This is a genomic window from Pantoea sp. X-Soil-YNGN-775, from assembly GCF_059730575.1.
In genome coordinates this window covers 3989648-4002243 of the sequence record NZ_AP035945.1, presented here as the reverse complement: position 1 = coordinate 4002243, position 12596 = coordinate 3989648, and the positions used below count along the sequence as shown (strand labels likewise).

At 56.8% G+C, this 12596-nt stretch carries 12 protein-coding genes; 7 read left to right on the top strand and 5 right to left on the bottom strand.

Annotation, left to right across the window (positions count from 1 at the left end; genetic code table 11):
- Positions 1-11: 11 nt before the first annotated feature.
- On the bottom strand, positions 12-854 hold the full coding sequence (locus tag AC6I8I_RS18830; RefSeq protein ID WP_312054221.1) for a 23S rRNA (adenine(2030)-N(6))-methyltransferase RlmJ: 843 nt from the start codon (positions 852-854) through the stop codon (positions 12-14).
- A 424-nt stretch (positions 855-1278) separates the two neighbouring features.
- Here AC6I8I_RS18830 and prlC point away from each other — a divergent pair, with 424 nt between their 5' ends.
- Both prlC and rsmJ read left to right on the top strand, forming a co-directional pair.
- Entirely contained in the window at positions 1279-3321 is a 2043-nt protein-coding gene (gene prlC / locus AC6I8I_RS18825) for an oligopeptidase A (protein ID WP_312054222.1), read from the top strand.
- A gap of 8 nt (positions 3322-3329) precedes the next feature.
- The gene (gene rsmJ, locus AC6I8I_RS18820; protein WP_312054224.1) at positions 3330-4082 is read left to right on the top strand and encodes a 16S rRNA (guanine(1516)-N(2))-methyltransferase RsmJ; all 753 of its coding nucleotides are present in this window, start codon (positions 3330-3332) and stop codon (positions 4080-4082) included.
- A gap of 50 nt (positions 4083-4132) precedes the next feature.
- Here rsmJ and uspA read toward each other — a convergent pair whose 3' ends face one another.
- Positions 4133-4570, bottom strand: coding sequence for a universal stress protein UspA (gene uspA / locus AC6I8I_RS18815; protein ID WP_031374845.1), 438 nt, complete (start codon positions 4568-4570; stop codon positions 4133-4135).
- 417 nt (positions 4571-4987) lie between these two features.
- On the opposite strand from uspA, the gene uspB reads away from it, so the two are divergent.
- Positions 4988-5323, top strand: a complete 336-nt coding sequence (uspB, locus tag AC6I8I_RS18810) for a universal stress protein UspB (RefSeq protein ID WP_031374844.1) — start codon at positions 4988-4990, stop codon at positions 5321-5323.
- Positions 5324-5360: 37 nt separating this feature from the next.
- On the opposite strand, the gene pitA is transcribed toward uspB, so the two are convergent.
- Complete coding sequence (gene pitA, locus AC6I8I_RS18805) at positions 5361-6863, bottom strand: inorganic phosphate transporter PitA (RefSeq protein ID WP_497828674.1); 1503 nt, start codon at positions 6861-6863, stop codon at positions 5361-5363.
- A 243-nt stretch (positions 6864-7106) separates the two neighbouring features.
- Between pitA and AC6I8I_RS18800 the strand changes: the two genes are divergently transcribed.
- Positions 7107-8291, top strand: coding sequence for a BaiN/RdsA family NAD(P)/FAD-dependent oxidoreductase (locus AC6I8I_RS18800; RefSeq protein ID WP_312054226.1), 1185 nt, complete (start codon positions 7107-7109; stop codon positions 8289-8291).
- 9 nt (positions 8292-8300) lie between these two features.
- Here AC6I8I_RS18800 and AC6I8I_RS18795 read toward each other — a convergent pair whose 3' ends face one another.
- Positions 8301-9287, bottom strand: coding sequence for an aldo/keto reductase (locus AC6I8I_RS18795; protein WP_312054228.1), 987 nt, complete (start codon positions 9285-9287; stop codon positions 8301-8303).
- Positions 9288-9571: 284 nt separating this feature from the next.
- Here AC6I8I_RS18795 and AC6I8I_RS18790 point away from each other — a divergent pair, with 284 nt between their 5' ends.
- Together AC6I8I_RS18790 and AC6I8I_RS18785 are read left to right on the top strand one after the other, a co-directional pair.
- Complete coding sequence (locus AC6I8I_RS18790) at positions 9572-9769, top strand: hypothetical protein (RefSeq protein ID WP_312054229.1); 198 nt, start codon at positions 9572-9574, stop codon at positions 9767-9769.
- Position 9770: 1 nt separating this feature from the next.
- Entirely contained in the window at positions 9771-10598 is an 828-nt protein-coding gene (locus tag AC6I8I_RS18785; protein WP_312054231.1) for a hypothetical protein, read from the top strand.
- Between the two features lie 31 nt (positions 10599-10629).
- On the opposite strand, the gene AC6I8I_RS18780 is transcribed toward AC6I8I_RS18785, so the two are convergent.
- Positions 10630-11649 (bottom strand): LacI family DNA-binding transcriptional regulator, encoded by a 1020-nt coding sequence (locus AC6I8I_RS18780; RefSeq protein WP_312054233.1) that lies wholly within the window; start codon positions 11647-11649, stop codon positions 10630-10632.
- 255 nt (positions 11650-11904) lie between these two features.
- Between AC6I8I_RS18780 and AC6I8I_RS18775 the strand changes: the two genes are divergently transcribed.
- On the top strand, positions 11905-12585 hold the full coding sequence (locus AC6I8I_RS18775) for an SDR family oxidoreductase (protein WP_497828182.1): 681 nt from the start codon (positions 11905-11907) through the stop codon (positions 12583-12585).
- Positions 12586-12596: the final 11 nt, after the last annotated feature.

Genomic DNA, 12596 nt, shown 5'->3' with positions numbered 1-12596 from the left:
GGAGAAGAGAGTTATTCGGGTACGATCTGGTTGACCACAAAGTGGCCGGTGCCAGCCGGAACCAGTTTTTTATGCAGCCACGGCAGCAGCTCGTTCATCTGGGCAGCCAGCTTCCACGGCGGGTTAATCACAATCATGCCGGATGCGGTCATGCCGCGCTGGTCGCTGTCGGGACGGGCGGCCAGTTCGATCTGCAGAATATTGCGAATGCCGGTCGCTTCCAGATCGCGCAGCATATGCTTGATCTGCTGGCGTAATACCACCGGATACCATAGCGCGAATACGCCGGTCCCGAATCGCTTATGGCCTTCCTGAATCCCTTTCACCACCGCCTGATAATCGCTTTTCATCTCATACGGCGGATCGATCAGAACCAGACCGCGACGGGATGGCGGCGGCAGTTTGGCTTTTAACTGCTGATAGCCGTCGCCACGTTCTACGCGCGCGCGACTGTCTTTGCTGAACTCGTTACGCAGCAGCGGGTAGTCGCTGGAGTGCAGTTCGGTCATTTGCAGGCGGTCATCTTCACGCAGCAGATGGCGGGCAATCAGCGGCGAACCGGGATAATAACGCAGCGTTCCGTTACGGTTGAGCGCACGGATGGCGTCGAAGTAAGGTTGTAGCAGCTCTGGCGCGTCCGGCTGCTGCCAGATGCGGGCGATGCCTTCCAGATACTCGCCGGTGCGCTCAGCGTGCTCACCGCTCAGTTGATAACGTCCTGCACCCGCGTGGGTATCAAGATAAAAGAACGGTTTCTCTTTCTCTTTCAGCGCGGTGATGATCAGGCTCAGTACGGTGTGCTTCAGCACGTCAGCGTGGTTGCCAGCATGGAAGCTATGGCGATAACTCAGCATTGTTTATCCTGTTGAATGTATAAGGTTTTAATTGATGGAAAATCAATTTATACCAATTATTACCTCACGTATTACCCACAGAACGACGCACAGCAACCGACGCAGGAACAGCATGAGAACCATTAAGCGGGCGATTATATCAGGGATGTCCCGCCGATGGGTCGAAAGCATGATAACTAATCCCGCCGGGGCCGCACGCTGCAGGTGGAAAGCCGACAGCTGTCGCAACGGCGGCATTAGACCCTAACCGCAGCGGCTGCGCTTTGATGCAACGCAAATTCTGCCGGTCGATCGGCGATGGCATTCCGCTCGTTTCTTCCGCAGCGAAGCCAGGCCCCATTGATTTTCGCTACACTTAGCCGCATGTTACTTAGATTGCGTTGCGCGACCCATCGCGCCCCACACATCAATAAAGGACTGCGCTATGACCAATCCGCTACTGACATCTTTTACGCTTCCCCCTTTTTCTGCCATCCAGCCTGAACATGTGGTTCCTGCCGTTACGGAAGTCCTGAACGACTGCCGCGCGATGGTCGAAAAAGTGGTGGCGCAAGGCGCACCCTATAGCTGGGACAACCTGGTTCAGCCGCTGGCGGAGAGCGATGACCGTCTGAGCCGCATTTTTTCCCCGGTCAGCCACCTGAACTCGGTTAAAAACAGCCCGGAACTGCGTGAAGCCTATGAGCAGACGCTGCCGCTGCTGTCTGAATACAGCACCTGGGTCGGCCAGCATGAAGGCCTGTATCAGGCGTACCGCAACCTGAAAGAGGGTGACCAGTACGCCGCGCTGGATCTGGCGCAGAAGAAAGCGGTCGATAATGCGCTGCGCGATTTCGAACTTTCCGGTATCGGCCTGGCGAAAGATAAACAGCAGCGCTACGGCGAAATTGCTGCCCGCCTCTCCGAACTGGGATCGGCTTACAGCAACAACGTGCTGGATGCCACCATGGGCTGGAGCAAGCTGATCACCGATGAAAACGATCTGGCGGGCATGCCGGAAAGCGCGATGGCTGCGGCCAGGGCCCAGGCGGAAGCCAAAGGTCAGGAAGGCTGGCTGCTGACGCTGGATATCCCCAGCTATCTGCCAGTGATGACCTACTGCGATAACGCTGCGCTGCGCGAAGAGATGTATCGCGCCTACGCGACCCGCGCGTCCGATCAGGGGCCGAATGCCGGTAAATGGGATAACGGCCCGATCATGGCGGAAGAGCTGGCGCTGCGTCATGAACTGGCGCAGCTGCTGGGCTTTGACTCCTACGCCGATAAATCGCTGGCGACTAAGATGGCGCAAAGCCCGTCTCAGGTGATCGACTTCCTTAACGATCTGGCGGAACGCGCCCGTCCTCAGGGTGAAAAAGAGCTGGAGCAGCTGCGCGCCTTTGCGCAAAAAGAGCACGGCGTGACCGAGCTTAATCCGTGGGATCTCACCTATTACGGTGAAAAACAGAAGCAGCATCTCTACACCATCAGCGATGAACAGCTGCGCCCTTACTTCCCGGAATCCCGGGCGGTGGCTGGCCTGTTCGAAGTGGTTAAGCGTATTTACGGCATCACGGCAAAACAGCGTACCGATGTGGAAGTTTATCATCCTGACGTGAAGTTCTTCGATCTGTTCGATGAAACCGGCGAACTGCGCGGCAGTTTCTATCTGGATCTGTATGCGCGTGAACACAAACGCGGCGGAGCCTGGATGGATGACTGCGTCGGCCAGATGCGTAAAGCCGATGGCAGCCTGCAGAAGCCGGTCGCCTACCTGACCTGTAACTTTAACCGTCCGGTGCAGGGCAAACCGGCGCTGTTCACTCATGACGAAGTGATCACCCTGTTCCATGAGTTTGGTCACGGTCTGCATCATATGCTGACCCGGGTTGAAGTACCTGGCGTTTCCGGCATCAGCGGGGTGCCGTGGGATGCGGTCGAACTGCCAAGCCAGTTTATGGAAAACTGGTGCTGGGAGCCGGATGCGCTGGCGTTCATCTCCGGTCACTATGAAACCGGTGAACCGCTGCCGAAGGCGCTGCTGGATAAAATGCTGGCGGCCAAGAACTACCAGGCGGCGCTGTTTATTCTGCGTCAGCTGGAGTTCGGCCTGTTCGACTTCCGTCTGCATACCGAATTTGACCCGGCCAAAGGGGCACAAATTCTTGAGACGCTGCGTGAAGTGAAAAGCCGCGTTGCGGTGGTGCCGAGTCCGGAATGGGGCCGTTTCCCGCACGCCTTCAGCCACATCTTCGCCGGTGGCTATGCGGCCGGTTACTACAGCTACCTGTGGGCGGATGTGCTGGCGGCGGATGCCTATTCACGCTTTGAAGAAGAGGGCATTTTCAACCGCGAAACCGGCCAGTCGTTCCTCGACAATATCCTGACGCGTGGCGGTTCCGAAGAGCCGATGGAGCTGTTCAAACGCTTCCGCGGCCGTGAACCGCAGCTCGACGCCATGCTGGAACATTACGGTATTCAGGGATAAGTCATCAGGTGAAAATCTGTTTGCTCGATGAATCAGGCGCCGGAGACGGCGCCTTATCACGTTTAGCGCAGCGCTGGCAGCTGGAGCACGACGAGAACGCCTTGCTGGCGCTGGTACAAACCCCGACGCATCTTGAGCTGCGTAAGCGCGATGAGCCGAAGCTGGGCGGCGTTTTTGTCGATTTTGTCTCGGGTGCGATGGCGCACCGACGCCGTTTTGGCGGCGGACGCGGTGAAGCGGTGGCAAAAGCGGTCGGGATTAAAGGTGACTATCTGCCGGATGTGGTGGATGCCACCGCCGGACTCGGACGCGATGCCTTTGTTCTGGCGGCGCTGGGCTGCCGGGTGCGAATGCTGGAGCGCCATCCGGTGGTGGCAGCGCTGCTGGAAGATGGTTTACAGCGCGGCTATCAGGATGCGGAAATCGGCGGCTGGCTGCGTCAGCGGCTGACGCTGATTCACGCCGCCAGCGCCGAGGCGCTGAGCGATATCACCCCGCAGCCGGACGTGGTTTATCTCGACCCGATGTATCCGCATCGGCAGAAAAGCGCGCTGGTGAAAAAGGAGATGCGGGTGTTTCAGTCGCTGGTCGGTGCTGATGAGGATGCTGACGCGCTGCTGGAACCGGCCCGCCGGCTGGCAAAGAAGCGGATCGTGGTGAAGCGGCCCGACTATGCGCCGCCGCTGGCAGGCGTGGTTACCCAGGCGGCGGTGGTGACCAAAAGCCATCGTTTCGATATCTACCCGCCGCTGGTCAGTTAACCCCATAATAAAGCCGGCAATCAGCCGGCTTTATGGTCTTTGAGCGTCACTCAGGCTTCGTCTTCATCGCGTAGCGGCACAATCAGCATGTCGATATGCACGGTGTTGATCAACTGGCGCGCCGACGACATCAGCTTGCTCCAGAAGTCCTGGTGATGACCACATACCACCAGATCGACGTCATACTTTTTAATCGCATCCACCAGTACCTGGCCGAGATCGCCGCTGCCGCTCAGGGTTTCACTGATCGGGTAGCCCGCGGAATCAGACAGACCTTTCAGAGCAGAGTGCGTCTCTTCAGAAATACGCTTCTGCATATCGCCGAGGTTGACATCAATCAGGCCGGTGTAGAGATCGGAATAATTCACATCAACGTGAATCAGGGAAATTTTGGCGTCGTAAGGGCGGGCCAGCGAAACGGCTTTATCCACCAGTAACTGGCTTTCGGGAGAAAGGTCTACTGCAATCAGGATATGTTTATAAGCCATGATAAAACTCCTTTCACGAGATTAAGGATGGCATCCGGGGTTCCTGCCGCGTCACAGCTTAGCGAAATCCTTTGCGCGAGCGGGCGATGAGCGCCACCAAAGTGTGTACCTGCGGTGCAGGTGGTCATGTTGTTATGTTTCTGAGTATAGCCTTCTCTGCGGGCAAATGCTGCCGTTGCCGCCTGGCTTGTGAATAAGATCAACGATGCGGAAATTTTACTCGCACCAAACGAAATTCATCGCTGGAAAAAATTTAAACATTTCTCCTACACTGAAAAAAGGCGGTCTGGTTTGTTACCGCCCAGGCGTTCAGAACACTATCGCAGTTGGGTGATTCAGAGGTTGGCTATTTCTGTGGGCGTGCTCAGCGTTTTCCCGCTGCGTCTGTTCCTGCGGCTCCAGCCAGGAGGGGAGAATATGATCAGTACTATTGCGCTTTTTTGGGCGCTTTGTGTGGTGTGTATTGTGAATATGGCGCGCTATTTTTCTTCTCTGCGTGCGCTGCTGGCAGTATTACGCGGTTGCGATCCGCTGCTGTATCAGTATGTCGACGGGGCGGGATTTTTCACTTCTCATGGCCAGCCCAGCAAGCAGGTGCGGCTGGTGACCTATATCTGGGCGAAACGCTATCTAGATCATCATGATGACGAATTCATCCGTCGCTGCGAGCGGGTAAGAGGACAGTTTATGCTGACCAGCGCGCTATGTGGACTGGTGGTGATCAGCCTGGTGGCGATGGCGATCTGGCATTAAAAAGGGCGACTTTCGTCGCCCTCTGGTCTGGCTGGCATTACACCAGTTTTAACGCAATCCAGTAGAGCGAACCTGACAGCACAATACATACCGGCAGCGTGAAGATCCACGCCATGGCGATGTTTTTGATGGTCCGGCTCTGCAATCCGCCGCCGTCAACCAGCATGGTACCGGCGACTGACGAAGAGAGGATGTGGGTGGTGGAAACCGGCATCCCGGTATAGCTGGCGACGCCGATAGAGAGCGCTGCCGTAACCTGGGCTGACATTCCCTGCGCATAGGTCATGCCTTTTTTACCAATCTTCTCACCAATGGTGGTGGCAACACGACGCCAGCCAATCATGGTGCCGATGCCCAGCGCTAACGCGACCGCAACGATAATCCAGATTGGCGCATACTCGATGGTGCCAAGCAGATCGCTTTTCAGCTTGTTAAGGAAGCGTTTGTCGTCCGGGGTGGTTTCCGGCAGCCTGGCCGCTTTGTCCGCCGTGTCTGAGATACACAGCAGCAGGCGACGCATCTGGCCGCGCTGTTCGACCGTCAGCTGATCGTAACTTTGCAGGTTATTCAGCAACACCTGTGCGCGCTGAACCGCCTGTAACGCGCGGGCGCTGTCACAGTGGAACTCCTGCGGGCTGGTGGATGGCACTTCTTCCGGCGTTGGCAGCTTAGGCGGTGCCATCTGGATAATATGCGTCAGCGAAGCGTTGTGCTGCTGATAATACTGCTCCAGATGATTAACCGCATCGCGGGTGCGGGTGATGTCGTAGCCTGAGGCATTCATGTTCACCACGAAGCCGGCCGGTGCCACGCCAATCAACACCAGCATGATCAGACCAATGCCTTTCTGGCCGTCATTCGCGCCATGCGAATAGCTGACGCCGATCGCCGAAACAATCAGGGCGATGCGGGTCCAGAACGGCGGCTTTTTCTTGCCGTCGATCTTTTCGCGGTCGGCTGGCGTCATATGAATGCGGGCACGTTTTTTAGTGCTGCTCCAGTAACGACGCAGAATAAAGATCAGGCCACCGGCAATCACCAGGCCGATAATCGGCGACAGGATCAGAGACAGGAAGATGTTCAGCACTTTCGGGATGTTGAGCGCATCAACCACCGAGGTACCGGTCATCAGGGCGTTGGTCAGACCGATACCAATAATGGCGCCGATCAGGGTATGGGAGCTGGACGCCGGCAGACCCAGATACCAGGTGCCGAGATTCCAGATAATCGCCGCCAGCAGCATAGAAAACACCATGGCGAGACCGTGAGCCGATCCAACATTCAACAACAGATCGGTGGGGAGCATATGAACAATGGCATAGGCGACACTCAATCCACCGAGTAGCACGCCAAAGAAGTTAAACACGCCAGCCATAACCACAGCAAGCTGGGCACGCATGGCACGCGTATAGATGACCGTCGCAACTGCGTTGGCCGTGTCGTGGAAGCCGTTGATTGCTTCGTAAAACAATACAAACAGCAGGGCAAGAACCAATAACAGGCCAGTACTGAGGTCTAGACCAGCAAACAGATGTAGCATAAACGTTACGCCATTTTTGGAGGACATGAACGCGGCGCATTATCCGCGACAACGTGCTGTATGGGAAAGGAAAATATAGCCTTAATTTGACCTTTAGCAGTAACGTAGCCGGGTTAAAGGGGTAAAAAGGCCCAGATATTAGTCAGTTACATTATGACACATTTACGGCAAATTTTTGACACTGGCGTCTCAGTGAGCAGATCACTACAATCTGCGCCTTTCCGATTAAGTGAGTAAACCGCCGTGGAACAGTTTGACGTTATCATCATTGGTGCCGGGGCCGCAGGGCTGTTCTGTGCCGCCCAGGCCGGACAGCGCGGGCGTCGCGTATTGCTGCTGGATAACGGCAAAAAGCCGGGACGTAAGATCCTGATGTCAGGCGGCGGGCGCTGCAACTTCACCAATCTGTACACCGAACCGGCAGCCTATCTGTCACATAACCCCCATTTCTGTAAGTCGGCGCTGGCGCGTTATACCCAGTGGGACTTTATCGATCTGGTTAATCGTCACCAGATCGCCTGGCATGAGAAAACCCTCGGCCAGCTGTTTTGTGACGATTCCGCCCAGCAGATTGTCGATCTGCTGCTGGCCGAGTGTGAAAAGGGCCAGGTGACGCTGCGGTTACGCAGTGAAGTACTGAACGTGACGCGTGACGACAGCGGCTACACCCTGCAACTGAACGGCAGCACGGTGCAGGCGGAAAAACTGGTGATTGCCAGCGGCGGCCTGTCGATGCCCGGCCTGGGCGCGTCGCCGTTTGGCTATAAAATTGCTGAACAGTTTGGTCTGACTGTTTTCCCGACGCGCGCTGCGCTGGTGCCGTTTACCCTGCATAAGCCGCTGCTGGAACAGCTGCAGACGCTGTCCGGCGTAGCACTGGAAACCACCATCGACGCGCAGGACGGCACCCGCTTTAAAGAGGCGATGCTGTTTACCCACCGTGGGCTCTCTGGCCCGGCGGTGTTGCAGATCTCCAGCTACTGGCTGCCGGGTGAGTTCGTCACCATCGATCTGTCGCCTGCCACGCCGCTTGATGCCTTTCTGACCGTTCAGCGTGAGGCGCATCCGAACCTTAGCCTGAAGAACAGCCTGGCAAAAATTCTGCCGAAACGGCTGGTGGAAGTGCTGCAAACGCTGAAGGTGGTGCCGGATATCACTCTGAAGCAGCTCAACAGCAAGCAGCAGGCAGAGTTGGTGCAGACGCTGCACGCCTGGCGTATTCAGCCGAACGGAACCGAAGGCTATCGCACTGCCGAAGTGACGCTGGGCGGGGTGGATACCAGCCAGCTCTCTTCGAAAACCATGGAAGCGCGGACGGTGCCGGGCCTCTATTTCATTGGTGAAGTGGTGGATGTGACCGGCTGGCTGGGGGGATATAACTTCCAGTGGGCGTGGAGTTCCGCCTGGGCGTGCGCCCAGGCGTTGTAAATCGTACGACTACCAGCGCTGATGCACGTAAGGCGCAATCTTCGCCTGATAAATCTGCTGCAGCGCCGCCATAGTCTGGTCAGACAGCGCGTCAACGCTGCTGGCGCGGGCATTGTCTGCCGCCTGCTGGCGATTTTTCGCGCCGGGGATCACCACGCTGACATCGTCGTTCATCAGGATCCAGCGCAGCGCCAGCATCGCCATGCTGATGTCGCCCGGCACGTAACGACGAATCTCCTCTACCGCCTCCAGCGCCACCTCATACGGTACGCCGGAAAAGGTTTCGCCTTTATCGAAGGCTTCGCCATTGCGGTTGAAAGCGCGGTGGTCGTCGGCAGCAAACTGGCTGTCCGGGCCCATTTTTCCGGTCAGCAAGCCGGATGCCAGCGGGACGCGGGCGATAATCCCGACATTACGCCGTTTCGCCTCTCGCAGCAGCAGTTCCGCCGGACGCTGGCGGAAGATGTTGTAGATCAGCTGAATGGATGAGACGTTGGGAAATTCCAGCGCCTTCAGTCCCTCTTCGACTTTTTCTACCGACACGCCGTAATGACGAATTTTCCCGGCGGCAACCATCTCATCCATCACTGCAAACACCTCCGGATTGTAATAGACCTCGGTTGGCGGGCAGTGAAGCTGCACTAAATCCAGCGTGTCGGTTTGCAGGTTCTCACGCGAGCGGTCAACAAACGCGTTGAGGTTGCTGGCGTTATAACCGTCAGCAACGTGCGGCGAGAGACGCCGGCCCAGCTTGGTCGCCACAAACGGACGTTCACCACCCCGCTGATTCAGCACCCCGGCGATAATCTTTTCAGAGCGGCCGTCACCATACACATCGGCAGTATCAATAAAGGTGATGCCAGCATCCAGCGCCGCGTGCAGCGCGGCCTCGGCATCCTGCTGACTGACTTCTCCCCAGGTCCCGCCAATCGCCCATGCGCCAAAGCCAATCTCCGAGACGCGCTGACCGGTACGACCTAACGTGCGTTGTTTCATCTGAATCTTCCTCAATACAGGGGTGACAGTAAGCTGACAAAAATTGAGCTTAGCGTTAACCGGCGAAGAAGGGATGAAGCCCGGTCACAGACTGCGAAGCGGAAAAGGGCAGGCGACGCTGCCAATCTACTGGTTATGCTGGCTATTTCGGCAAAATGCGGCCGGAGATGAACGATAGCCGCTTCGCTAATTAATTGATTTTAAGAAATTTCACCTGAAATTAACCAGGCGAGAGTGTCGTTTCGGTCACATACTTTCTCTTTTAACCAGATAAGTGGATCGCCATGTTCAATTTCGTTAAATCGCTGTTTGCCAGTCCCGATAAATTTCTGCAGATCATGACCCGCCAGGACATCAACGACTCCATCGCCGAAGGCGAGCGCATCATAATTGATGAGAACGGCAATATCTCGGTCAACACGCTCAGCGAAGAAGTACACGAAGATTTTGCCCGCCATGTGAATACGTTAAAGGGAGTCTGAGGTGGGTACCGCAATATTCATGGTGTTAATGGTCAGTGGTTACTGGTACACCAGCCGCGATTTGAATAGCCGGTTTAAAATTCGCCGCTCGTCGGGCTGGGACGTCTATTTCCTGGTTGCCCTGTATGGCTGTATTTTCGTTCTGCAGGGGGTGTTTGCCACCGGTATTGTCTGGCTACTGCTGCTTGCCGTCTCTGCTATCGCCAATGCGGTACAGATGATCCCCGGCGTCCATCTCAAATGGCAGATGGAGTTCATGAACTGGAGCTTCCTCGGCATCCAGGCACCGATTGTGATCATGCTGGCGTTTGCCATTCTGCTCTGCCTGTATCGTTCGAACTGGGCGGGCAGCGCACGACTTAACGTCTCCGGGCGTAAAGATCTCTATCAGCAACTGTCGCGCTCGAATGGCGTTGAGCAGCTGCTGTTTCAATGTATGGAAGAGGGTGAACTGGCGTGGATTACGCTCAAGTCCCGCCGCATTTACATCGGAATGGTGCACGCCTCAACCTTTGAGTATGAAAGCACCAAAAATATCGTTCTGATCCCGATGCTCAGCGGCTATCGCGACAGCAAAACGCTGAAGCTGGCGGTAGAGCATAACTACAGCAAGTGGTATGCCGAGCATGACATTACGCTGGACTCTACGCCGAAAGACGCGATGTCATTTCGTAAAGTAATTATGGTCGATCAGATTGAAAGCCTGTCACTGTTTGACCCGGCCAGCGCCACTGCGCTATCGATGGGCCATCCCCAGGAAGTCGAGAAGAGCCAGGGCAGCGATAACGATAAGAGTCCGGATGATGAGAGCCGGGAGCCACCGCAGTAACCTTTGTGCTGGCCCCTTACTGCGTGAGGGGCTACACCATATTCTCCGCCGTAAACAGCCGGAACGCGACTTTACCCTGCTGATAGACATCCGGCTGATAACCGGTTTCCAGATGCCGCAGCAGCAGGTCAATCGATAACCGGGCATGCTGCCGGGCGTGCTGATCGAGGGTAAACGCCACTTCATCATTCAGCAGCAGCTGACGGGTCACCGAATAAAGCTCGTGGGTAATGTAGGTACAGCGGCCCAGCAGCTGATGGGCGCGCAGCGTTTCACTGACGTCGGTATTGCCCATGCCGGTGTTGTAGACGCCCGCAATCGCCTGCGACTGGGTCAGATTACGCGCCAGCAGGCTGCGGATGGTGCCGCGGTCGTCCTGACCCAGCAGCACTTCACGCAGGTGCCGCTGCGGCGCGCGCTGGCTCATCACTTCACGGAAACCGGCGATGCGCTGCCGGTGTGCCTGGTAATCGAAACGGCCGCTGACCATCACGATATCGCCGGGCTGATGAGCGGTTTTACTCATCAGCAACCCGGCTGTCCGTCCCGCCTGATACTGGTCGATACCGACATGGCACAGGCGATCGGCGGCGGGCAGATCGGTCACGATGGTGATCACCGGCACGTTACGGCTGCGACACAGCGCCAGTGCGCGATAGATCGGCGGCGAATCGTGGGCGAAAACAATGATGCCGTCGCGATTGGCGCTGCGGGCAATAATGCTCTGCGCCAGCTTTTCGGGCTGCGCTTCGGTTACCAGGGTTTTGTGCAGCTTAAGACGGCGATAGCCGAGCTGGCTGGCGACGTCGCTGAAGTGGGCGGTCAGCTGCTGGAAAAACGAAGAACCGTTGTTGCTGAGGAACACTTCTATTTGCCACGGATGCTGATACTCCTCCGGTAACAGGCGCTTCAGGCCGACTTCGCGCGCTGCTTTCAGCACTTTGCGGGTGGTGTCCAGCGACACGCCGCCACGTTCATTCAGCACCCGATCAACCGTCGCGATACCGACCCCGGCCATTTTTGCTACCGTGTCTAAGGTGAGCTTTTTCATTCAGACTCCACGTGAAAGAAGCGGGCGAACATCGCACAGCCTGCCACGCAATCGATATCTTCTAACCGGTTAAAAGTAAAAGATAAAGCGAAATATTGATGGAAAACCATCAAGAGAAACGGCCCCCGCTGGCTTAGCTGCCCGGCGGGCGCATTTTACCGGCTGTGCGGTCGCCGGACGAAATAGCACCTGCGGCTGCTGGCAGGACAGATTTGCCATTAAGCTGATAGATGACATCATCAATGAGGAATCAATATGGCTCAGCAAGGTAAAGCATTAGTGATCGGCGCATCACGCGGTATTGGTCTGGCGGTGGTGCAGGCATTTGCCGCCCAGGGCTGGCCGGTTATCGCCACGCATCGCAGCGGCATTCCGGCACAGGGCGAACAGCCGGGCGTCACCTGGCATGCGCTGGATATGACCGAATCGTCGGCGGTGCAGCAACTGGCAGACCAGCTCGCCGGACAGACGTTTGATGCGATTCTGATTAATGCCGGCATCTATGGTCCGGCGCACCAGACGCTGGCGCAGAGTGAGGCGCAGGAGCTGGCTCAGCTGTTCCTGACCAATGCGGTGGCACCGGTACGCAGTGCCGAAATTTTGCTGCCGCTGCTCAGCAAGCAGAAGGGCGTGCTGGCGATCACCTCATCACAGCTGGCCAGCCTGAGCGAAAATCCGCGCGCCGACATGCCGCTCTATTCCGCCAGTAAAGCGGCGCTGAATATGCTGAGCCGGTCGCTGGCTGAGGAGGTTGAAGCCCAGGCCGGCACGCTGGTGACGCTGCATCCGGGCTGGGTAAAAACCGATATGGGAGGCGATGCTGCGCCGTTAACCGCTGAAGAGAGTGCGGACGGTATTGTCCGGCAGCTGACCGCCTGGCAGGGCCGTGGCGGTCATCACTACATTGATTACACCGGTAAAACGCTGCAATGGTAATCACCGGCGGG

Bases quoted from the DNA above. Each gene is read 5' to 3' on its own strand.
- AC6I8I_RS18830 (WP_312054221.1), bottom strand. From the start codon at position 854: ATGCTGAGTTATCGCCATAGCTTCCATGCTGGCAACCACGCTGACGTG.
- prlC (WP_312054222.1), top strand. From the start codon at position 1,279: ATGACCAATCCGCTACTGACATCTTTTACGCTTCCCCCTTTTTCTGCC.
- uspA (WP_031374845.1), bottom strand. From the start codon at position 4,570: ATGGCTTATAAACATATCCTGATTGCAGTAGACCTTTCTCCCGAAAGC.
- uspB (WP_031374844.1), top strand. From the start codon at position 4,988: ATGATCAGTACTATTGCGCTTTTTTGGGCGCTTTGTGTGGTGTGTATT.
- pitA (WP_497828674.1), bottom strand. From the start codon at position 6,863: ATGCTACATCTGTTTGCTGGTCTAGACCTCAGTACTGGCCTGTTATTG.
- AC6I8I_RS18795 (WP_312054228.1), bottom strand. From the start codon at position 9,287: ATGAAACAACGCACGTTAGGTCGTACCGGTCAGCGCGTCTCGGAGATT.
- AC6I8I_RS18790 (WP_312054229.1), top strand. From the start codon at position 9,572: ATGTTCAATTTCGTTAAATCGCTGTTTGCCAGTCCCGATAAATTTCTG.
- AC6I8I_RS18780 (WP_312054233.1), bottom strand. From the start codon at position 11,649: ATGAAAAAGCTCACCTTAGACACGGTAGCAAAAATGGCCGGGGTCGGT.
- AC6I8I_RS18775 (WP_497828182.1), top strand. From the start codon at position 11,905: ATGGCTCAGCAAGGTAAAGCATTAGTGATCGGCGCATCACGCGGTATT.